Below are 20547 nucleotides of genomic sequence, written 5' to 3'. Positions count from 1 at the left end.
CATTCTGACAAACCGCCCGTTTTTCTTCAGCCGTTAATACGCAACTGAGGATAACGCCGCATACTCCATACGCACCATATCAGAGAAATCACGCCAATACCGCCTCCCACATAGCCGATACTCGCCATGTTAAGATGCTGGCTGACCTGATTCCCCAACAGTGCACCACCGCCAATGCCGATATTGTAGATACCAGACAGCAGTGACATGGCAACATCTGTGGCATCCGGAGCAAGGGTCAGCACACGCACCTGTACCGCCAGACCGATGATCATCATCGACATACCCCAGAGAATACATAATGTTGCAATAGCGATACTCTGAGTGGCGGCAATATACAAACACAGCATACACAGAGAAATGATCGCAATCGAACCGGTCAGAAAGGCTGCGGGAAATTTATTTCCTGCCGTACTGAACAGGATGCTACCAATAATGCCGGCGGCACCAAATATCAGTAACAGAAAAGTGGTGAAATTTTCACCCATTCCGGCAACGGTCTGAATAAACGGCTCAATATAGCTGTAAGCGGTGTAATGCGCCGTCACCACCACGGCAATAAGCAGATAGAGCGTAACCAGCGCGGGACGCTTAAATAACATCGGCACACTTTTTAAAGAACCAGTATGTTCACTGGGTAGTTTTGGCAGCAGCTTCATCAGACAAAGCATCGTTGCCAGCGCCACGGCGCCAATCACCCCGAATGTCACCCGCCAGCCAAGCAGTTGACCAATCATTCGGCCAACAGGCAGGCCCAACACCATAGCCAGTGCTGTCCCTGTTGCTAACATACTCAGAGCCTGGGTTTTTTTGCCTGCCGGTGCGACCCTGATCGCCAGTGAAGCGGTTATTGACCAGAAAATAGCGTGCGACAGAGCGATACCTACTCTGGACACCACCAGAATATTAAAACTCCATGCCACTGTGGATAACGCATGACTGACAACAAACAGCAGAAAAATGCCCGTCAGCAGAAAACGCCGCTCAATGTTACGGGTCAGTAACATCATAGGCAGTGAAAGCAGTGCAACCACCCATGCATAAATAGTCAGCATCAATCCCACCTGAGCAGTGGGCATTGAGAAACTCAGGGCGATGTCAGACAACAGTCCTACTGGCGCAAATTCGGTGGTATTAAAAATGAACGCAGCAATGGCTAACATGATGACACGTAACCATGCAACTTTGCGTGAAACAGTGGTTGATTGCATTGAAGTTAACAGCTTATTGGTAGCGGATTAATTTCACACCAGGCGAAATAAGGAAGAAGATTGCATATTGTGTTCGATCTGGCAGGCAGATGACATCTGAAAATTATCTTTTTTGTAAATTCACGCATCATCTCCTTCGCTCATCGTCTTTAAACGGTGCCACCGTACAAAAATAGCGGCGCTTTTTACAGGCACAGTATGGCAGATTGCGCTATCCTGGGCTGTGAAAGGTGGCTTTAGTGCCACTCCTGCGAACGATTAAGGGGTTATGCAATGAGTTCACTTCCTTGTGTGGCAGTACTGGGCCTGGGGGCGATGGGGCACGCTTTTGCTGCCAACCTGCTTAAAAAACATTTCACAACCTGTGGCTGGAACCGGACAAAGGCACGCGGTGAAGATCTGGAGGACGCCGGGTTGCTACTTACCGCGTCACCGCAACAGGCGGTACAACAGGCTGATGTGGTGATCAGCATGCTGGCAGATGCAAACAGCACGGAAAATGTAATGCATCAGATTCTGCCTGAGCTTAAGCCGGGAGCAATAGTCGCGCAAATGGGAACCATTGGCGTCGATGCGACAGAAAGGCTTATTGCCGGTTTTGCAGCACAACGTTCAGATGTCATTTTTCTTGATGCCCCGGTTTCCGGGACCAAATCCCCGGCAGAAAATGCGCAGATCGTGGTGCTGGCAAGTGGTGAACGCCAGAATGCTCAAGCCGCTGAGCAGGTATTTTCAGCTATAGCAAGAGAAACCAAATGGTTGGGCGAAGCAGGTCGTGCATCACGGATGAAGCTGGTCGTTAACGCCTGGCTGATTTCAATGGTGCAGGGGCTGGCCGAGAGCCATCAGATCGCTCAGACGCTGGGTTTCAGCCCTGATGAGTTATGGAACACGCTTGAAGGCGGGCCGCTGGCTGTGCCTTATGCGAAAAGCAAACTGGATATGATAAAGCAGGGGAGCTATGAGCCACAAATGCACCTCAGCTGGGCGCTTAAAGATGCCAGACTGGCGCTCGCCGCTGCATCTGAAAGTCGACTTCCGGGACTGGAAACGATCGCAGAACTCTGGCAGGAAGCGGTTAACGCAGGATATGGAGAGAAAGATCTTTCGGTAGTCAGCCAGTACCTGGCTGAGAATAAGGGCTGATATTTGTCAAGATTAACTACCATAATTGCCTGTATTTCAGCGTGATACAGCTAATAGCAGTAATCGCTTACTGACAATCTTCTAAAACGCAACAGTATTTGTTATATTAATTTAGTGTTTTTTATTTTCAACAATTTGATTTTAAAGGCTTTTAAAACCACCACTGTTACAGTGGTGTGCAATTGAAAGCAAGGACTAGAACATGCTTGATATTCGTTTTCCTACGGCCCTACAAATGGTGCTCTGTATAGCCCAGGCGGAGCGGGAAGGTAAACGCAGCACCAGCAAAATTCTGGCGATGGGGCTGGACGCTAATCCAAGCTTTGTTCGCAAAATGATGGTGCCGTTGACCCGTGACGGCATCATCGTTGCAACACTCGGGCGGGCAGGGACCATCAGACTGGGGCGCCCGGCTGAAGAGATAACCCTGTGTGATATCTATACTTCGGTGCTGGAAGATAAACCTTTGCTGGCAGGAAGACCAGAAGTGCCAGCCCGCTGCCTGGTCAGCGCTAATACCTGTTGGTTTTTTAAAGAGCTTGCGCGTGAAGCGGAGCAGGCCTCAATGAGCGTGCTGGCCAGACGTACGGTGGCGGATGCGTTAAAGGAGATCTATGAACGGGACCGCCGTCACCCGGAAGGGATTAGTGGTACGGATAAAATCAGTCAGGACAGCTGAAATATTTCAGGTAACAAACAAAGGGACATCACCATGATGTCCCTTTTATCATTTAATAAATAATCCTGTCTTAATAACAGAGAAAATTGTTAAACAGCTACAGGATTAAACGTATAGAAGCCGCCCACATCAGCCCATGTAACTTTATAAGTTATGCCATAATCGTTTGTGTGGTAGTAATAACCAGATTCACCAGCAATGGTATTAAGATTTTCCCAATCAATATTTTTCCTGATCGGCAGAATTCAACATAATATCTGCGATATCATTTACCCCCATGCCAGAGTTATACATGGCGAGCAAAGCACTTGTTTCAATTGAAGCGCCACTAACTTTAATCTTTTCTGACTGATTTAATTCATGCATGCTTTTCAACCTCATTAGTTATTTTAACATGATTAAAAGTAACAAAGTTTATTAAATCGGAACTGCCACCAGGTCGACGCAAATAAAAATAATCAATTTAACTTATGTAAGCAATTTATTATTCAGGATAATTTAAGAATGAATATTATTTTATATTGTAAAACACATTACTAATAGTCAGATAATTGACAAATATTTTTCTGACATCCCTCTGCCATTTGATTAATTTAATGATAAAACAGTTATATAATCTGATTCTGGTAAAATTATTTTTTGGGTAACAATAATAAACAGCAGAAAATTAGTGTTTAAAAAAATCAATGATTTTGCCAGCTGCAATGTAATGAACTGCAAACCGTAAACAACGTTTACTCTCAGCATTAGTGATTTGCGGGAAGAAACTCTAACCAGACACCTGGTCAGTATCATGCATCGCACTTAATGCAACAATTATACTTGCATTATAGTGTGGAGTTCTCCAGGATAAGCAAATGCACTTATGAAAGTTACTTTTATCTGTCAGCAGCCGTGATTTGGTGAGCAGTATCGGGTTGGTATCAACAGAATCACTAAGGGGGAGAGCATGAGCCATGATGATTTTATAAACGATCTTGTTAAATGGATTGAAACGCACATCGAAGGAAAAATGGATCTGGATACCGTAGCCCGACGGGCAGGTTACTCCAAATGGCATCTGCAAAGGATGTTCAAACAATACACCGGATATCCTCTGGGGGAATATATCCGTGCCCGTCGCCTGAAAAAATCGGCTGAGCGTCTCGCCAGGGGCGGTGAGCCGATTCTTGATGTGGCGATCTCTTTTGGTTTCGATTCCCAGCAATCGTTTAATCATAGCTTCAAACGCCAGTTTGGTCAGTCTCCTGGAGCATGGCGGCGGCAGTCTCAGGTCAGTGCCTGCTCCTGATATCCTCACAATGGTATTGCAGGACTTGTGTCAGCCCCTGCAATACCCATCTGAGTGGGGAAAAAGCCTGATTTTCAGGACGGGAAGGGGGTATTTCGTAAATCACACTCGTTTACTACGTCAATACCTGTCTCATTTGAGACGCTTTTCATATTAAGAATGCAGACCCGCTCACAACCACTTCTGGATTTCCCGTTTTCTACGATCAAGCCAGAGATAAACTGTACTTTTCCCAGTCGAATGGACGTAGTGCCACGCCAGACAACAGGCAGTTCTGCACTTTATCATTCAGTCCTTACCCAAAGATTGCATCGCATTGTATACTCAGCGAATTGTAATCTTCTTCACTTTTCTGACAGGGAAGCGTAATGCGGAATTCATCACTGGATAAACAGGTTCTTTGTGAGTGGGTCAGCTATCTGCTGGTTGCCCTTGCGCTGTTTGCAATATTCCCACTACGACTATTGCCCTGTTTTCTTGCAGGTTTTATCGTTTACGAAACCATTCTGGCACTGACTCCGTGGGTAGAAAAGTGGGTCAAGGGGCCAATGGCGCGCTGGATTATTATCTTTTTCCTCACCATGGTCGTGGTACTGGCGCTTGCGCTGGGCATAACCAGGCTGATTGGATTTTTACTGAATGATTTTCAGAACCCTGCCGCTTTTCACTCGGCGGCCAGTAAACTTCTTGAAGACGCACAGCACACCCTGTCGCCTGTCATTACCCGCTATTTACCCGCCGATATTGATGAACTGCAGCATCAGGCGATGCTCTGGTTACGGGAGCATCTGGTGGTAGTCCAAACCTTTGGCCGCAATGCCGCACATACCTTTGCCACGATGCTTATTGGCATGCTACTGGGTGCGATTATTTCTTTGCGGGTTAGTGGTAGCGATAAACAAGATGCGCCACTTAAGCATGCGCTACTGGTAAGACTTAGCAGGTTGGCCGATTCTTTTCATAACGTTGTCTTTGCACAAATTAAAGTCTCGTTAGTCAATACCGTATTAACCTGCGGTTTCCTTTTTGGCGTCCTGCCACTGTTTGGATTGCATTTTCCGTTTGCCAAAACGGTGGTGGTGGTAACCTTTATTGCCGGACTGTTACCTATCATCGGCAATCTTATCTCCAACACGGTTATTTTACTGATCGGCCTGTCGATTTCGCTCGAAGCAGCTTTAATCTCACTGGTTTTTCTGATCGCAGTACATAAGCTGGAGTACTTTATTAACGCCCGTATTTTTGGTAGCCGTATTAATGCCAAAACATGGGAGATATTGCTGGCAATGCTGGTCTTTGAATCCGCGTTTGGCCTTGCCGGCGTGGTGGCTGCTCCGGTGTATTACGCCTATCTTAAAGTCGAACTGAGATATGCAAGACTGATTTAGAGTGGCTGGTATAGGTTTTTACTCTCATCATGTCCGTCTGTATGAGGTTGGCATATCTTCTATTGAAAAATTATAAATATAAAAATGCCAACATTGTTTTACAGAGGGAAAACTGACTTACTGCATGTTCCTTCCTGTCACATAAAGCCTGTTACTTTGCAACGCACACTGCCTGAACCGATCGCATAGTTATCCGTTAAAAGGCATAAAAATATTTTTTACTTTAATTTTCTTAGAGTGCTTTGTTAATTGTGAATAACAAGAATTATGTTGATTATCAGAACAGCTCACTTCATATTTTCTCAACTGAAACATCTGAAATTTAATCAAACTCTTATCGACGAATTCGTCTTTTAACACCTCATCAATCGCCACACTTTTCTCCTTTACCGTTGGTGGACTGATTGTTGAAACGGTTGATGTACAGACGGGGCGTGTGGCTGAGAAATGAAAGAGAGGAGAATACTCTGGAAGGTTATTACAGATATGATATTATTTAATCATGTTGATAACCTGTTCAGGAGAGCGTTCATGACTATCCAGAAAGAGCACTATGGGGTTTCCACTCTGATTGGGACCCCGAAAGAAGTAAGAGGTCGTCTCGACAAATCCCATGCCGAGCAAGTGCTGGTTGTCGCTTTTGAACATCAGAATCATGGGACAAAAGTTCTGTTTGAAAATCTGTCAAATATGGCATCTTCGATGCTTGGGGTGTTTCAACAGCATCAAAGTCGTGCAACGCTGCAACGCCTGGCGGAGGCATTGGTGCCATCCACGCCGACATCACCACACATCATTAAAGAAGTGGCAATGTTGGTTAAAGCACGTAAGGCCGTGCTGGAAAGTGGTGACTGGCTGACTGCTGCCGAACTGACAGAGCTGGCACAGTTAAGCACCGCCAACCCAAGTGCGCAGCCAAATAAGTGGAAGAAGGCTGGTCGTATCTTTGCCATCCATCATAATGGTGTCGATTACTTCCCGGCCTATGGTTTGAACAAGAATGAGGGCTTCCGGCCACTCAAATCTCTGGCCGATGTGATCGAGGTTTTTAAGGATCATAAGGATGGCTGGGGCATGGCGTTCTGGTTTTTGTCAGCCAACAGCTTTCTGGGTGGAAAACGGCCGCAGGACATGTTGGCTACTCAACCTGAACAGGTGATTGCAGCTGCCAGGGATGAAGTTCAAGGGCCAGAACATGGCTAAGCGTCCCACCAGAACACAAGCGGTGCCAGAACAACCAGAGCATGATAAGGTCAGGAATACGCCGTATCCCCATCCTGGTCCCCTCAATACAACCCCTTACTTGCTAAAGAAAGGGACGGTATTACACCGGGTCCATCAGGAGCAATATGCCGCCGAACAGTTTAATCCTGGTAAGCGTGGCAACGCGCGCTTCAGTCCTGTACTGAATGCTGAAGGTGAGCCTGTCCCGACGATGTACGCAGGGGTGACCAAAGATTGCGCCATGATGGAGACGGTGTTTCATGATGTTCCGTTCGCTCCCGGCGTTAAAACGTACGATAAAAGCAAGCTGAATGGGCAAGTACATTCCACAATAGAGGTTGTGGATGATCTGGAATTGCTGGACCTTCCCAGTGTGGCGTTGCGTAAGTTGGGTATTACTCGCAAAGCGTTAATCGACACTGAAAAGGATCAGTATCCGATGACCCGCAAATGGGCCGAAAAGCTTTATCAACAAAACCCGACGGCGCAGGGACTGATATGGGTATTGAGGCAGGATGACAAAGCATGTTCGATGATGCTGTTTGGTGACAGGATTACCCCCGGTTCGCTTTGCCAGACAGGTGAGTCACGTAGTCTGGTGTACGATCCCGCGACTTACGACGATGTGATAGCGCTGGCTGGCAGGCTTGATGTCTTTATTGTGCCTGGCAAGGAGTGAAAGCCAGAGCAGGGTAAAGTGACCAGACCCCGGAAATCAGCGAGAAACAGATAATCAGCGATGGCCTCTGTCGCTGTCTAATCAACGAAACCTAACTCTGCGGAAATTTGACGGGCGGTAGCAACTACCGATGCGGTCAATTCCTTAATTCCTGTTTGCTGAAGTTTGGCCGTTGGCAGGGATATCGACACCGCATAAGGCACACGTTTTTGAATGTCGAAAACGGGAGCGGCGATGCAGGAGACACCGAGTTCATTTTCTTCCCGATCCATCGACGTCTTGAGCTGACGAATTGTCTTCAGCTCTTCCATCATCTCCGGCAATGAGGTAATGGTGTTCTTTGTTAATTTCTGGATAGTATCCTGATGGCTGTTCCAGTACTCGGCGAGATAATCTTCACTGCCCCAGGCCATAAAAATTTTACCCATCGCTGAGCAATAGAGGTCCATATGCTGACCAATATAAGCACGAGTGCGCATCATGCCTGTTGTGGGTTCGAGCTTATAAATCAGAATGACATGATCATCTTCGCGACTGGAGAAATTGACAGTTTCGCCCACTTCCAGATTCAGCCTTTCCAGATGGGGGGCAGCGACATGAATAATATTCAGCGAGGAAAGTGTTTTTTGCCCGACGGAGATAAATTTCGTCGTCAGGCGGTAGCTCCCTTGTGATGGCGCCTGAGTGACGTAGCCGCTGGTATGCAAACCCTGCAACAGGCGATGCACCGTACTTTTATTCATGCCGGATAATTCAGCCAGATTGGCCAGTGGGCAACCGTTCGGATAATTGCTCAGCAGTTCAATAAGCTGTAAGCCACGAAACAGACTTTGCGTACCAAGTGGTTTGTCGCTTTTCTCTTCTTTTACTTTTCCTGCTTTTTCTACCATCCCCACTTCCTCTTCGTTTTCACTCTCCGGCGTCAGCGCGGCCGACAGATCTTAACCCAGGCACTCCACGCAGGGAATAGTCAGCCAGATTGAATATGAATTCTGAGGAAAAAAAAACCTCATGGGAAGTGAGTTATACATCACAAATTCGCAACATTTATTTCATGATATTGTTTTTATTGAAAATATTTCCTCAACTCTTTTTTGCTTTTCGCCTCTTTGAGGAATAATATTTTTTTGGAATCATGTTTCGTATGTTGAAATTTGGCGGCGTTGCAAACCAGACGCCGCTGTTGATGTTCACCAGGAACAAACCGGAGGCGCTAATGCAGCAAAGCCCCACAAAACCGATTCTTACTCTGAGCCATATCACCAAACGTTTTGGTGGCAACCCCGCAGTTAACGATGTCAGTCTGGACGTTTTTCCTGGTGAAGTTGTCGCCTTACTTGGAGAGAACGGGGCAGGTAAATCAACGCTGATAAAAGTCATGGCGGGTGTTCATAGCTGGGATGAGGGAGACATCCGTTTCCATGATGCCAGCATTGCATCCGCAGCCAGTCTGAAAACCGCGACACACCAGCCTGTCGCATTTATTCATCAGGACCTTGGCCTTATTGAGTGGATGTCGGTGGCGGAAAATATGGCACTGGTCATGGGATTTACCCGACGTTGCGGGCTTATCGACTGGCGGGCCGTACGTAAACGCGCGCGGATCGCGCTGGAGGAGGTGGGGATCATGCTGGATCCCGACGCCCGGGTTTTTGAATTATCCCGTACAGAAAAATCACTCCTTGCGATCGCCCGCGCGGTAGCTGTTAACGCAGAGGTTCTGGTGTTGGATGAACCAACGGCCTCGTTACCTGCTAATGACGTACGCCACCTTTTTGAAGTCATCAACCGCCTCAAAAGTCGTCAGGTTGGCATGATATACGTCACCCACCGGCTGGATGAGGTGATTGAAATTGCCGACAGAATCTGCGTGATGCGTGATGGTAAGCGGGTAGCCACGGGGAATACGGTGGACTATCAGCTGCGCGATCTGGTTGAAATGATTGTTGGCGAAGCGCTGGAAGGAAATCAACGCCAGCCGCTGCCGGAAGCAGGCAAGCCGGTGCTGGCGTTACAGCAACTCTGCATAGAAGACGTCGGCCCGGTAACGTTCAGCCTGCAACCGGGCGAAATGCTGGCCCTGGCGGGATTGCGGGGTGCCGGACAGGAGGAAATTGGACGCCTGCTGTTTGGTCTGGGGCGCGCGACTTCAGGCAGTGTGCAGTTCCGCGATCGCCCCTTCAGTCCGCACACGCCGCAGCAGGCGATGGCTGCGGGTGTCTCGTTGGTGGCGGGAGACAGAACGGGCGAAAGTCTGGTGATGTCAATGAGTGTGCGTGAAAACCTGTTTCTGAACCCCTGCGCCAGTGGTCATCGTCTCCTTTCCCGCTACGGGCGTCGTGCCGAAATGGGAGCAAGCTGGTGGAAAGTTCAGTTGTTCGACGTCCGTCCCAAAGACGTCAATCTGGATATCGCTGCGTTGTCCGGTGGCAATCAGCAAAAAGTAGTGATGGCTCGCTGGATGCATCTCAATGCCCCGTTGCTGATACTCGAAGACCCGACAGCGGGCGTTGACGTGGGGGCAAGAGAAGAGATTTATCATTTGCTCAATAAGGCGCTGGCCGAAGGTGTCGCAGTGCTGGTGATTTCAAATGATCTTGAGGAGATCGCCCACATTTGCAACCGGGCGCTGGTCTTTAACCGTGGCCAGGTCGTGGGGGAATTAAAGAATGAGCAAGTGACGTTTGCCGGTTTGCTGGAACTGGCTTCTGCCAGCAGTGTTGCCCCATTAACCCTTGTCTGAGAAGGAAGGCAGGAGAAAAGTCATGTCAAAAACATCTATAAAATCCACTGCGCTGGAGCAAAGAGTCAGCCTGGCACAACATGGTCTGGCACCCTGGGCCATGCAGATGATGACCCGCTACGGCCTGTTGTTGCTCTGCGTGTTACTGACCCTGTTATTTTCAGTATTATCTCCATCATTTGCTTCAATGCTGACTTTGCAGGCGATTCTGTCCAGCAAGGCAAAAATCGCGTTGCTGGCACTGGCCGCAACGCTTCCGATGATTGTCGGGAAAATCGATCTGAATGTGGGATTTGGCATTGTCCTCTGGCATATCCTCGCGATCACCCTACAGGTTGAATACGGGTTTTCATGGCAGATGGCGGTGCTGACGGTACTGGTCGTCTCTGCACTTTATGGTTTGCTCAACGGTATTCTTGTTGCGCTGGCAGATATAGACAGCTTTGTCGCGACACTGGGGTCCGGTACCGTCCTGTATGCCGTGGCTTTGTGGCATTCAGGTGGCAGACAGATTGTTGGTGACCTGCCTGATGCGTTCAGTGCTCTGCATCATACCGAACTGTTTGGTATTCCGGTGGGGGCATTCTATGTGTTGATCGTCGCGCTGGTGCTGTGGTTGATCACTGAGCACACACCTCTTGGCCGTTGTATGTATGCAGTGGGGGGCAATCCAACCGCAGCACGTTTGAACGGCATCGCGGTGAACAAATACATCATCGAAACGTTTATTGCCTCCAGCGTCCTGACGGGTTTCAGCGGGGTACTGATCGCAGCAGAACAGGGTGTCGGCCAGGCCAGTGTCGGTATGGATTATCTGTTACCCGCGCTGGTAGGTGCCTTTCTTGGCAGCACCACAATTCGCCCGGGACGCGTTAACGTCTGGGGGACCGTGGTGGGCATTGCCATCCTTGCTATCGGCATTGCAGGTATCCAACAGTTCGGAGGCGACTTCTGGGTGGAGCCATTATTTAACGGCGCGACCCTGCTGCTGTCGATCACGCTTGCCGGATACGCACAGCGTCGAAGAATGTTGAATCAAAAAGCGGTGGTACGCAGCCAGATCACACCGGCTTCTGACCCCGAACAAAAGACCATCATGCCAGGAAATCCATCATGAAAAATAAGGTATTAAGCCTCACATTTGCAGCTATCTGTGTCGCATCCGTTTCTGCGCAGGCAGACAGCTACCTTGATTCGGCAACCGCTGCGGTGGCAAAAGCCACCGCCCGCGCCAGTAGCTGGGATGGCCCGAAAACCGGCCCTGAACTGCAACTTGGCAAAAAAATCATCTTTATCGCTTCAGATATGAAAAATGGCGGTGTGCAGGGGGTGCAACAGGGCCTCAGTGAAGCCGCAAAAGTGGCTGGCTGGCAACTCGAAACCCTTGATGGAGGCGGTTCAGTTAAAGATCAACTTTCGGCGCTGAATCAGGCGATTGCGCAGCATCCGGATGGCATCGTTATTGGTGGCTGGAACCCGAATGTGGCAAAAATTCCGTTGAAAAAAGCCCGGGAGCAGAAAATCGTGCTGATGGCATGGCATGCGGAGCCGCAGCCGGGACCCGTTGAAAAATATGGCATCACCAACAACATCACCTCTGATTCGAATGATGTGGCTCGTCTGGCTGCGCAGTACGCCGTGGTGCGCTCCGGAGGGAAGGCGGAGGTGCTGATTTTCACCGACTCGCTTTATCAGATAGCACTCGATAAAGCCAACACCATGAAGCAGGAGATTGAGAAATGCAGTGGTTGTAAGGTCGTCGAATTCATTGATACGCCGCTGGCTGATACCTCAAACCGTATGCCTTCAATGACATTCAGTTTATTGCAAAAACACGGCGATCATTTCCAGTACGCTCTGGCGATAAACGATCTCTATTTTGATTTTATGGCCCCGGCGTTAAAAACGGCCGGTAAAGGTGGCAGCCATGCGCCTTTCAATATCTCCGCTGGCGACGGTTCAATTTCAGCCTTTCAGCGCATCCGGAACGGTGACAGCCAGATTGCCACCGTGGCGGAACCGCTAAAACTGCATGGGTGGCAGCTACTTGACGAGTTCAATCGTGCTTTTGCCGGACAACCGTCTTCCGGATATGTCACTCCCGCACATTTAATCACCAAAGAAAATATCGCCAGTGATGGTGGTCCCCAAAATAATTACGACCCGGCTAACGACTATCAAGGTCACTACAAAGCTATCTGGGGCGTGAAATAAAGGAGGGCAGTCGTGATGGAAGTTGAAAAACTTTGTTCTCCCGCTATCTGGGCTGAAGGGCCGGTCTGGTTACCCGAACAGGATGCGGTGGTGTTCAGTGATGTAAAAGGCAACCGTATGTTCCGCTGGCAGCGTAACGGTGAGTTAAGCCTCTGGCGGGCCAACTCGAACTACGCTAACGGCAATGCCTGCGATGGTGAAGGCCGTGTAATCAGTTGTGAGCATGGCCGACGCGGCATCAGTCGCTCTGAACATGATGGCAGCGTGACACTGTTGGTGGACAGGGTGGAAGGCAAGCGCTTTAACTCCCCAAATGATGTGGTTGTGCACTCTGACGGCACCATTTGGTTTACCGATCCACCCTACGGAATCATCAATGATGAAGAGGGGTATGCTGCGCATAGCCAGGTGATAGGTTGTTATCTTTACTGCTTTGATCCCGATAGCGGGCAGCTTGCCATCGCCGCCAGCGACCTGCAACGCCCCAATGGATTAGCGTTCTCGCCGGATGAAAGCCTGCTGTATGTGGCCGATATGTCAGTGGTGGATTTTCCCGTTTCAGGACGCAGGGAGTTACGCGTCTATAACGTTGATGGTCATCAGTTGTCAGCAGGGCGTTTTTTGGTCGAGGTCTCGCCGGGTTTTCCTGACGGATTTTGTGTGGATGGTCGTGGCAATATCTATTGCAGCTGTGCTGATGGGGTGATCATTTTTGACAGCGGCGGCCGGAAGCACGGCAAAATTGCACTGCCAGAGCGGGTATCCAATTGCACTTTAGGCGGCCCTGATGGCAGCGAGCTGTATATCACCGCCACCACGTCGCTGTACCGGGTGCATCTTCACTAATCCGGCATGGTAACAATGCGCATTGAAAACCGGGGCAGTATAACCTTCCCCGGCTTTGCCATGCCTCAATCCTGACCAATCTGCGTACGATCACAAAAGTCAACTAAAAAAATAAACATATGATTTTAAACGAAATAATAAAGTCGCATTTCTTTGACTCACTACTGCTTTCCTTATAGTATTTATTTGAAATCACATTCCAACATATGAAATTCAGATGTGATAATGAGAAGGATGCAGCCGTCATGAGAATCAGTCATCAGCAGTTATACCAGGAATTCCTTCGCGTCCTGTTAAGTCGAAATGTGTCAGAGGACAAGGCCACCGCCTGTGCCGCGATGTTTACCGAAACCAGCCTGAACGGCGTTTATTCACATGGCGTCAACCGGTTTGGCCGTTTCATCCAACAGCTGGATGCCGGACACATCTTGCCCGATGCTTCAGCGGAAAAAGTGCTGTCACTGGGTGCTATTGAACAGTGGGATGCCGGGCGTGCCATCGGCAATATCACCGCGCACAGCATGATGAACCGGGCTATGGAGCTCGCCAGCGCTCATGGCATTGGCCTGGTGGCATTACGCAATGCTAACCACTGGATGCGAGGCGGCAGTTATGGCTGGCAGGCAGCTGAAAAGGGCTACGTTGGCATTTGCTGGACGAACTCAATTGCAGTGATGCCGGCATGGGGAGCAAAAAACTGCACTATCGGCACCAACCCGCTGATTGTTGCCGTGCCGGGTGAGCCCATCACCATGGTTGATATGTCAATGTCGATGTTTTCTTACGGGATGCTGGAAGTGAACCGGCTCGCAGGAAAAACCTTACCGGTAGATGGGGGTTTTGATGATGACGGTTCATACACGCGCGATCCCGGAACTATCGAAAAAAACCGCCGCATTTTGCCCATGGGTTACTGGAAAGGGTCCGCGCTGTCGATCGTGCTTGACATGCTCGCAACCCTGCTATCAAACGGCGCTTCGGTAACTGAGGTCACTGAAGACAACGGTGATGAATTTGGTATCTCGCAGGTGTTTATGGCCATTGACGTTGATCGCCTGATTGACGGCGAAACGCGTGACCAAAAGTTACAGCGGATCCGCGCTTCTGTGACTGGTGCCGAGCGTGCCGAGAATCAGCAGGCAGTACGTCTGCCGGGGGAGCGTTTTCCGAAGCTGCGTGCTGAGAACGAACGGCTGGGTATTCCGGTAGATGAAAGGGTGTGGACGCACATTCAGGCACTGTAACAGAGGATAACGTTATGATCTGCGGGCACATTGATAATACAGAAGCCATCCACTATCCGTCGGCTGTTGCACGGGCCATTGCCTGGTTGGCCAGTCAGGGATCTGAAGGGCATGGAAGCAGGGCGATATAAAGACAGCGAAACCGGCTGGCTGATACAGGTTCTGGATCTTCAGACTGCGCCGGTGCAGGAAAACTATCCCGAAGCACATCGCCACCATATCGATGTGCAATACCTGGTCGCCGGTTCTGAGTTAATTGGGGTGGCGAGCCAGCCGTTAAATGCGGCTGTTCATCAGCCTTATGACGAAAATCGCGACATCATTTTTTATCAGCAGGTTCCTGATGAAACCTGGATCCGTATGGTGCCAGGCAGCTTTGCCGTGTTTTTCCCACAGGATATTCATCGGCCTAACTGCGCGCCGGATTTGCCGGCGGCGATTCGTAAAGTTGTGGTGAAGATCCCGACTGCTGACCTGGTGAACTAAAAGGTAAATAACATGAGTCTGACTTCAACTGCGCCCGCTCATGCAGACGTACCTGCATTACGGTGGCTGTATATCATTCCGCCTGTTCTGATTACCTGCATCATCTCATACATGGACCGCGTCAATATTGCCTTTGCTATGCCGGGCGGCATGGACGCAGAACTGGGTATCAGTGCGTCTATGGCTGGACTTGCCGGCGGCATCTTCTTTATCGGCTACCTGTTTCTACAGGTTCCGGGGGGAAAACTTGCGGTACACGGAAACGGCAAACGTTTTATCGGCTGGTCACTGGTGGCGTGGGCAGTGATTTCGATCCTGACCGGCCTTGCCACCAGTCAGTATCACTTACTGGTGCTGCGCTTTGCACTGGGTGTTGCAGAAGGTGGGATGCTGCCCGTGGTGCTGACCATGATAGGCAACTGGTTCCCGGATAAAGAACGGGGGCGTGCCAATGCCATTGTGATCATGTTTGTCCCCATTGCCGGCATCATTACGGCACCGTTATCGGGTTGGATAATTACCAACTGGGACTGGCGCATGCTGTTCTTCGTTGAAGGCGTGTTATCGGTTTTTGTCATGCTTCTCTGGGTTTTTACCATCAGCAATCGTCCTGAGGAAGCCAGCTGGATTTCTGCGGCTGAGAAGCAGTATCTGATCAAAACCCTTCATGACGAACAGTTGATGATCAAGGGTAAGAATATGCGCAAAGCCTCGTTGAGCCGGGTGATGCGTGAGCCCGTCATGTGGCGACTGATCCTCGTCAATTTCTTCTATCAGACCGGGATATATGGCTACACCCTGTGGTTGCCGACCATTCTGAAAGGACTGACCAACGGTAATGCAGAGAAGGTGGGAATACTGGCCATTTTGCCTTACGTCGGTGCCATTTTGGGCATGTTCCTGTTCTCAATACTTTCCGACGCCAGCGGCCGTCGCAGAATCTTCGTCGCGCTGCCACTCGCTGGATTCGCCATCTGCATGGCGATGTCAGTGGTCCTGAAGGCACATATCTGGTGGTCCTATGCCGCTCTTGTGGGGTGTGGCGTGTTTATCCAGTCTGCTGCCGGTGTGTTCTGGAGTATTCCCCCGCGCCTCTTTCATGCTGAAGTCGCGGGTGGCGCACGCGGTCTGATAAATGCACTGGGTAACCTGGGCGGATTCTGCGGGCCCTATATGGTGGGGATTTTGATCGCGGAATACAGCAAAGATGTGGGGATTTACAGTCTGGCCATCTCGCTGGCCATGGCTTCTGTGCTGGCATTGACGCTGCCCGGGCACTGTGATTCGCCTGAACGGGAGGCGCTATGAAAAGCTGGTTAGGGCTGGATTGCGGCGGAACCTTTATCAAAGCCGGACTCTATGACGCGCAGGGGCGCGAACTGGCGGTAGCACGGCAGAACCTGCCGGTGCTGGTACCTGAACCCGGTCGTGCCGAGCGCGATATGTCGCTGTTGTGGCAACAGGCTGCGATTGTGATACGCGATGTGCTGCAACAAAGCAAACTGAATGCCTCTGAGGTTGCAGGGGTAGGGATTTCTGCTCAGGGTAAGGGCCTGTTCTTACTGGATAAACAACATCAGCCGTTGGGTAATGGCATCCTTTCTTCCGATCGCCGGGCGCTGACGATTGTGCAGCAATGGCAAAGAGAAGGGATACCGCAGCAGTTGTATCCTGAAACGCGCCAGACCCTGTGGACCGGACATCCGGTATCATTACTACGTTGGATCAAAGAGCATGAACCCGAGCGCTATGCCGCCATCGGCAGTGTGCTGATGGCGCATGATTATCTGCGGTTCTGCCTGACGGGCAAACTGGCTTGCGAAGAAACAAACATTTCTGAATCCAACCTGTACAGCATGCAGAGCGGCGGCTGGTCCGCTGCACTGGCGGATACGCTGGATATCGGGGAAATCGTCCCCTCACTGCCTCCCATCATTGGCCCAACCGAAGTCGCCGGTTATGTTACTGAACAGGCGGCGCAACTGTGTGGATTACCCGCAGGCATCCCTGTTGTAGGTGGCCTGTTTGATGTGGTTTCCACGGCAATCTGTGCGGGACTTCATGACGATACCCGGCTTAACGCCGTGATGGGCACCTGGTCGGTGACCAGTGGCATAACCGACTGCATCAGTGACGAGACGGACTACCCCTATGTCTATGGCCGCTACGCTATCGACAATCAGTTCATCATTCATGATGCCAGCCCAACGTCGGCAGCTAATCTGGAGTGGTTTTGCCAGCAGTGGGGGATTAATGACTATCAGCAGCTGAATAACTGGGTTGCTGAGTTGCCCGCAGCCAGTAGTTCACTGTTTTTCCTGCCTTTTTTGTACGGCTGCAATGCCGGTGCAGAAGTGCATGGAACTTTTCTGGGGATGCAGGCTGGCCACACGCGCGGTCACCTGGTTCAGGCCATCTACGAAGGGGTGGTGTTCTCGCATCTTACTCATCTCAATCGCATTCGACGGCGTTTTCCACACGCAACGGCACTGCGACTCAGTGGTGGTCCCACGCGTTCTGCGCCCTGGATGCAAATGTTTGCTGATGCGAGCGGCCTGCCCGTAGAAGTACCGCAGATTGCTGAAAGCGGATGCCTTGGCGCGGCCCTGGTCGCGCTCACCGGCACGGGCGTATATGCCTCATTACAACGGGCGCAGCAGGCGCTTAATCCACAGATTGTCACCTGGCAGCCTGATTTAAACCGGCATGAACGCTATCAGAAAAAATATCAAAGCTATCAGAGGTTGGTTGATGCACTGACTGCGGTACAAGGAGTTTATTTATGAGTCTTCCTTTACTCCAGCTGGCGCTGGACCACACCGACCTGGATGCTGCGCTGCGCACGGCAGAGTTGCTTCATCGCGATGTCGACATCATCGAAGCGGGTACGATTTTATGCTTCAGCGCGGGTATTGAAGCGATATCCCGCCTCCGCAGCCAGCATCCGAACAAAACCCTGGTGGCCGACTTCAAAGTTGCTGACGCCGGCGCGACGCTGGCGGAGATGGCGTTCAAAGCAGGGGCCAACTGGATGACGGTTATCTGTGCTGCGCCGCTGGCTACTTTTGCCACCGCGCTGGATGTGGCGGGGCGCTATCAGGGCGACATTCAGATTGAGTTGTTTGGACACTGGACAACAGAGGATGCGCGCCAGTGGCGCAACCTTGGTCTGACGCAGGCTATTTATCACCGAGGCCGTGATGCGCAGGCGGGCGGCCAGCAATGGAGCCAGCACGATCTTGACGCTATGCAGGCGTTATCGGATATGGGGTTTGCACTCTCTGTCACCGGCGGCATCACCCCCGAAGAATTACCGCAGTTTCGCAATATCGATGTAAAGGCATTCATCGCCGGGCGAGCGCTGAGTGACAGCACCAGTGGCCTAGCCACTGCAAATCAGTTTCATCAGGCAATTGCCAATATCTGGGGAAAGCAATGAGACGACAGCATCCACTGGGGATCTACGAAAAAGCACTACCAGCACATCTCACCTGGCCTGAGCGACTGGCACTGGCTAAAGCATGTGGCTTCAACTTTGTCGAGATGTCGATTGATGAGACTGATGAAAGGCTGGCAAGGCTGGACTGGAGTAAGGAGCAGCGCCTTTCACTGGTCAACGCCATAATTGAAACCGGCGTCAGCATCCCGTCTTTATGTCTGTCCGGGCATCGGCGTTTTCCCTTCGGCAGCCGGGATGCAGCAACGCGCCAGCGGGCAGATGAACTGATGGAACGCGCCATTCAGCTTGCCAGAGATGTCGGGATCCGCACCATCCAGCTGGCGGGATATGACGTCTACTACGAACCCCATGATGAAGGCACCGAGGCTCGCTTTGCAGAGGGCTTGTCACGCGCGGTAGAGCGCGCCGCGGCTGCTCAGGTCATGCTGGCGGTGGAAATTATGGACACTGAATTTATCAACGCCATCAGCAAATGGAAAAAGTGGGAAAAACAACAGGCATCACCCTGGTTTTCTGTTTATCCCGACGTCGGCAACCTCAGCGCGTGGGGTAATGATGTCACGGCTGAACTCACTCTGGGAATTGATCGCATCGCTGCGATTCACCTTAAAGACACCCAGCCGGTGACCGCCAGCTCGCCAGGCCAGTTTCGGGATGTTCCTTTTGGACAGGGCTGTGTCGATTTTGTCAGCGTTTTCCGCACCTTGAAGCAGCTTAATTACCGCGGCTCATTTCTTATTGAGATGTGGACAGAGAAAGCAGAGGAACCGGTGGCAGAAATCGTGCAGGCACGGCGCTGGATTGAACAAAAAATGCAGGAAGGAGGATTACAATGAGTTTACAGATGCTGAAACAACAGGTGCTTGAAGCGAATTTAGCCTTACCTCACCATCAACTCGTCACCTTTACCTGGGGTAACGTCAGTGCCATCGATCGCAACAGCAATCAGGTCGCCATCAAGCCATCCGGCGTTGAGTACGACAACATGACGGTGGAGGATATCGTGGTGCTTGATTTGGAGAGTGGCCGCGTTATTGAGGGTAAGAAAAAGCCATCATCTGATACGGCAACCCATCTGGCGCTTTACCGTGCTTTTGATGATATTGGCGGCATTGTTCATACCCATTCTCGTCATGCCACCATCTGGTCCCAGGCGGGGCAGGATCTGCCAGCGCTGGGAACCACGCATGCAGACTATTTTTACGGCACCATTCCCTGTACGCGTTTAATGACTGAACAGGAAATTGTGAATGATTACGAACACAATACCGGGCAGGTTATTATTGAGACATTCCAGTCACGAGGTATCAGCCCCACGGATATTCCCGGTGTGTTAATTAATGCCCACGGACCTTTTGCCTGGGGGAAAGATGCATCTGCTGCCGTGCACAATGCCGTGGTGCTGGAAGAGGTGGCCTACATGGGGATTTTCTCTCGTCAGCTGAAGCCGGCAATTGACAGCATGCAAAAACAATTACTGGATAAACACTTTCTAAGGAAACACGGTAAAAATGCCTATTACGGACAATGTTAAGTATATCCGTGCCGGAGATATCTCCAACGCTGCGTTTTACCCTTAGCGCGAAAGTACAGCGGGATTTTCCTCAAGAACTGAAACACATGTGGCAGCTTTAAGAGGAAAATCCGGGCATTAAGATAAAAGAAGGGAAGGCTGGCTTCACACGCCCAGGTAGGGAAGCCAGATCACATGTAAAGGGTTACGGATGATGATGGTGAATTTGGTAAAAAGCCGTGATCATCTCAGCAGTCAGACTTCGAAAAGATCTGTGGGGCATGCCACTGCCCATCTTTAATTTAACATAATATACATTATGCGAACCAAGGTGGCGCTACGTGAAAACGATGACTTGTACGCGGTTCATTCCGTTGTTCTCTGATGGTGGTATGTGTAAGCGCTTTCTCCAGCGATGAAACA

At 50.5% G+C, this 20547-nt stretch carries 20 protein-coding genes and 1 pseudogene; 17 read left to right on the top strand and 4 right to left on the bottom strand.

Annotated elements, in window-relative coordinates; all coding sequences use genetic code 11:
• Positions 1–26 precede the first annotated feature (26 nt).
• Complete coding sequence (locus AC3RPL_RS08870) at positions 27–1211, bottom strand: sugar transporter (RefSeq protein WP_490739703.1); 1185 nt, start codon at positions 1209–1211, stop codon at positions 27–29.
• A 273-nt stretch (positions 1212–1484) separates the two neighbouring features.
• On the opposite strand from AC3RPL_RS08870, the gene AC3RPL_RS08865 reads away from it, so the two are divergent.
• Both AC3RPL_RS08865 and AC3RPL_RS08860 read left to right on the top strand, forming a co-directional pair.
• Positions 1485–2357, top strand: coding sequence for an NAD(P)-dependent oxidoreductase (locus AC3RPL_RS08865; RefSeq protein WP_490739702.1), 873 nt, complete (start codon positions 1485–1487; stop codon positions 2355–2357).
• 202 nt (positions 2358–2559) lie between these two features.
• Positions 2560–3036 (top strand): RrF2 family transcriptional regulator, encoded by a 477-nt coding sequence (locus tag AC3RPL_RS08860; RefSeq protein ID WP_490739701.1) that lies wholly within the window; start codon positions 2560–2562, stop codon positions 3034–3036.
• Between the two features lie 219 nt (positions 3037–3255).
• Here AC3RPL_RS08860 and AC3RPL_RS08855 read toward each other — a convergent pair whose 3' ends face one another.
• Positions 3256–3402 carry a hypothetical protein gene (locus tag AC3RPL_RS08855; RefSeq protein WP_490739700.1) on the bottom strand — a complete coding sequence of 49 codons (147 nt, stop codon included), beginning with the start codon at positions 3400–3402 and terminating at the stop codon, positions 3256–3258.
• 583 nt (positions 3403–3985) lie between these two features.
• Here AC3RPL_RS08855 and AC3RPL_RS08850 point away from each other — a divergent pair.
• Positions 3986–4327, top strand: a complete 342-nt coding sequence (locus AC3RPL_RS08850) for a helix-turn-helix domain-containing protein (protein ID WP_490739699.1) — start codon at positions 3986–3988, stop codon at positions 4325–4327.
• 368 nt (positions 4328–4695) lie between these two features.
• The gene (locus tag AC3RPL_RS08845) at positions 4696–5715 is read left to right on the top strand and encodes an AI-2E family transporter (RefSeq protein ID WP_490739698.1); all 1020 of its coding nucleotides are present in this window, start codon (positions 4696–4698) and stop codon (positions 5713–5715) included.
• A gap of 189 nt (positions 5716–5904) precedes the next feature.
• Here the strand turns inward: AC3RPL_RS08845 and AC3RPL_RS08840 are convergent, their stop codons facing one another.
• Complete coding sequence (locus AC3RPL_RS08840) at positions 5905–6090, bottom strand: hypothetical protein (RefSeq protein WP_490739697.1); 186 nt, start codon at positions 6088–6090, stop codon at positions 5905–5907.
• A gap of 156 nt (positions 6091–6246) precedes the next feature.
• Here AC3RPL_RS08840 and AC3RPL_RS08835 point away from each other — a divergent pair, with 156 nt between their 5' ends.
• Both AC3RPL_RS08835 and AC3RPL_RS08830 read left to right on the top strand, forming a co-directional pair.
• The gene (locus AC3RPL_RS08835; protein WP_490739696.1) at positions 6247–6918 is read left to right on the top strand and encodes a hypothetical protein; all 672 of its coding nucleotides are present in this window, start codon (positions 6247–6249) and stop codon (positions 6916–6918) included.
• Positions 6911–7618 carry an RES family NAD+ phosphorylase gene (locus AC3RPL_RS08830; RefSeq protein WP_490739695.1) on the top strand — a complete coding sequence of 236 codons (708 nt, stop codon included), beginning with the start codon at positions 6911–6913 and terminating at the stop codon, positions 7616–7618. Before AC3RPL_RS08835 ends, AC3RPL_RS08830 begins: the two co-directional genes overlap by 8 nt.
• Before the next feature lie 77 nt (positions 7619–7695).
• Here AC3RPL_RS08830 and AC3RPL_RS08825 read toward each other — a convergent pair whose 3' ends face one another.
• A complete protein-coding gene (locus AC3RPL_RS08825) occupies positions 7696–8508 on the bottom strand; it encodes an IclR family transcriptional regulator (protein ID WP_490739694.1) in 813 nt (270 codons plus the stop codon).
• A 326-nt stretch (positions 8509–8834) separates the two neighbouring features.
• On the opposite strand from AC3RPL_RS08825, the gene AC3RPL_RS08820 reads away from it, so the two are divergent.
• The 11 genes and pseudogenes from AC3RPL_RS08820 to araD all read left to right on the top strand — a co-directional run bounded on the left by AC3RPL_RS08820 (position 8835) and on the right by araD (position 20145).
• Entirely contained in the window at positions 8835–10361 is a 1527-nt protein-coding gene (locus AC3RPL_RS08820; RefSeq protein WP_490739693.1) for a sugar ABC transporter ATP-binding protein, read from the top strand.
• Between the two features lie 22 nt (positions 10362–10383).
• The gene (locus tag AC3RPL_RS08815) at positions 10384–11478 is read left to right on the top strand and encodes an ABC transporter permease (RefSeq protein WP_490739692.1); all 1095 of its coding nucleotides are present in this window, start codon (positions 10384–10386) and stop codon (positions 11476–11478) included.
• The gene (locus AC3RPL_RS08810; protein WP_490739691.1) at positions 11475–12575 is read left to right on the top strand and encodes an ABC transporter substrate-binding protein; all 1101 of its coding nucleotides are present in this window, start codon (positions 11475–11477) and stop codon (positions 12573–12575) included. Before AC3RPL_RS08815 ends, AC3RPL_RS08810 begins: the two co-directional genes overlap by 4 nt.
• Before the next feature lie 15 nt (positions 12576–12590).
• Positions 12591–13421 carry an SMP-30/gluconolactonase/LRE family protein gene (locus tag AC3RPL_RS08805; protein WP_490739690.1) on the top strand — a complete coding sequence of 277 codons (831 nt, stop codon included), beginning with the start codon at positions 12591–12593 and terminating at the stop codon, positions 13419–13421.
• A gap of 245 nt (positions 13422–13666) precedes the next feature.
• On the top strand, positions 13667–14665 hold the full coding sequence (gene yiaK / locus AC3RPL_RS08800; protein ID WP_034934050.1) for a 3-dehydro-L-gulonate 2-dehydrogenase: 999 nt from the start codon (positions 13667–13669) through the stop codon (positions 14663–14665).
• Between the two features lie 14 nt (positions 14666–14679).
• Positions 14680–15151 (top strand): annotated as a pseudogene (locus AC3RPL_RS08795) (NanQ anomerase/TabA/YiaL family protein).
• 12 nt (positions 15152–15163) lie between these two features.
• Complete coding sequence (locus AC3RPL_RS08790; protein ID WP_490739689.1) at positions 15164–16459, top strand: MFS transporter; 1296 nt, start codon at positions 15164–15166, stop codon at positions 16457–16459.
• The gene (locus AC3RPL_RS08785; protein ID WP_490739688.1) at positions 16456–17937 is read left to right on the top strand and encodes an FGGY-family carbohydrate kinase; all 1482 of its coding nucleotides are present in this window, start codon (positions 16456–16458) and stop codon (positions 17935–17937) included. The genes AC3RPL_RS08790 and AC3RPL_RS08785 overlap by 4 nt, the downstream gene beginning before the upstream one ends.
• A complete protein-coding gene (gene ulaD, locus AC3RPL_RS08780) occupies positions 17934–18590 on the top strand; it encodes a 3-keto-L-gulonate-6-phosphate decarboxylase UlaD (protein WP_490739687.1) in 657 nt (218 codons plus the stop codon). Before AC3RPL_RS08785 ends, ulaD begins: the two co-directional genes overlap by 4 nt.
• Entirely contained in the window at positions 18587–19447 is an 861-nt protein-coding gene (locus AC3RPL_RS08775; protein ID WP_490739686.1) for an L-ribulose-5-phosphate 3-epimerase, read from the top strand. The genes ulaD and AC3RPL_RS08775 overlap by 4 nt, the downstream gene beginning before the upstream one ends.
• On the top strand, positions 19444–20145 hold the full coding sequence (gene araD / locus AC3RPL_RS08770; protein ID WP_490739685.1) for an L-ribulose-5-phosphate 4-epimerase: 702 nt from the start codon (positions 19444–19446) through the stop codon (positions 20143–20145). The genes AC3RPL_RS08775 and araD overlap by 4 nt, the downstream gene beginning before the upstream one ends.
• Positions 20146–20547: the final 402 nt, after the last annotated feature.

The organism is Erwinia papayae, assembly GCF_058241465.1.
The sequence above is the reverse complement of the archived record's forward strand: the minus strand, read 5'-3'. Positions and strand labels throughout refer to the sequence as shown.

What these genes read in the sequence shown, in the direction of transcription:
- AC3RPL_RS08870 (WP_490739703.1), bottom strand. Translation starts at nt 1,211, where the DNA reads ATGCAATCAACCACTGTTTCACGCAAAGTTGCATGGTTACGTGTCATC.
- AC3RPL_RS08865 (WP_490739702.1), top strand. Translation starts at nt 1,485, where the DNA reads ATGAGTTCACTTCCTTGTGTGGCAGTACTGGGCCTGGGGGCGATGGGG.
- AC3RPL_RS08860 (WP_490739701.1), top strand. Translation starts at nt 2,560, where the DNA reads ATGCTTGATATTCGTTTTCCTACGGCCCTACAAATGGTGCTCTGTATA.
- AC3RPL_RS08855 (WP_490739700.1), bottom strand. Translation starts at nt 3,402, where the DNA reads ATGCATGAATTAAATCAGTCAGAAAAGATTAAAGTTAGTGGCGCTTCA.
- AC3RPL_RS08850 (WP_490739699.1), top strand. Translation starts at nt 3,986, where the DNA reads ATGAGCCATGATGATTTTATAAACGATCTTGTTAAATGGATTGAAACG.
- AC3RPL_RS08845 (WP_490739698.1), top strand. Translation starts at nt 4,696, where the DNA reads ATGCGGAATTCATCACTGGATAAACAGGTTCTTTGTGAGTGGGTCAGC.
- AC3RPL_RS08835 (WP_490739696.1), top strand. Translation starts at nt 6,247, where the DNA reads ATGACTATCCAGAAAGAGCACTATGGGGTTTCCACTCTGATTGGGACC.
- AC3RPL_RS08830 (WP_490739695.1), top strand. Translation starts at nt 6,911, where the DNA reads ATGGCTAAGCGTCCCACCAGAACACAAGCGGTGCCAGAACAACCAGAG.
- AC3RPL_RS08825 (WP_490739694.1), bottom strand. Translation starts at nt 8,508, where the DNA reads ATGGTAGAAAAAGCAGGAAAAGTAAAAGAAGAGAAAAGCGACAAACCA.
- AC3RPL_RS08820 (WP_490739693.1), top strand. Translation starts at nt 8,835, where the DNA reads ATGCAGCAAAGCCCCACAAAACCGATTCTTACTCTGAGCCATATCACC.
- AC3RPL_RS08815 (WP_490739692.1), top strand. Translation starts at nt 10,384, where the DNA reads ATGTCAAAAACATCTATAAAATCCACTGCGCTGGAGCAAAGAGTCAGC.
- AC3RPL_RS08810 (WP_490739691.1), top strand. Translation starts at nt 11,475, where the DNA reads ATGAAAAATAAGGTATTAAGCCTCACATTTGCAGCTATCTGTGTCGCA.
- AC3RPL_RS08805 (WP_490739690.1), top strand. Translation starts at nt 12,591, where the DNA reads ATGGAAGTTGAAAAACTTTGTTCTCCCGCTATCTGGGCTGAAGGGCCG.
- yiaK (WP_034934050.1), top strand. Translation starts at nt 13,667, where the DNA reads ATGAGAATCAGTCATCAGCAGTTATACCAGGAATTCCTTCGCGTCCTG.
- AC3RPL_RS08790 (WP_490739689.1), top strand. Translation starts at nt 15,164, where the DNA reads ATGAGTCTGACTTCAACTGCGCCCGCTCATGCAGACGTACCTGCATTA.
- AC3RPL_RS08785 (WP_490739688.1), top strand. Translation starts at nt 16,456, where the DNA reads ATGAAAAGCTGGTTAGGGCTGGATTGCGGCGGAACCTTTATCAAAGCC.
- ulaD (WP_490739687.1), top strand. Translation starts at nt 17,934, where the DNA reads ATGAGTCTTCCTTTACTCCAGCTGGCGCTGGACCACACCGACCTGGAT.
- AC3RPL_RS08775 (WP_490739686.1), top strand. Translation starts at nt 18,587, where the DNA reads ATGAGACGACAGCATCCACTGGGGATCTACGAAAAAGCACTACCAGCA.
- araD (WP_490739685.1), top strand. Translation starts at nt 19,444, where the DNA reads ATGAGTTTACAGATGCTGAAACAACAGGTGCTTGAAGCGAATTTAGCC.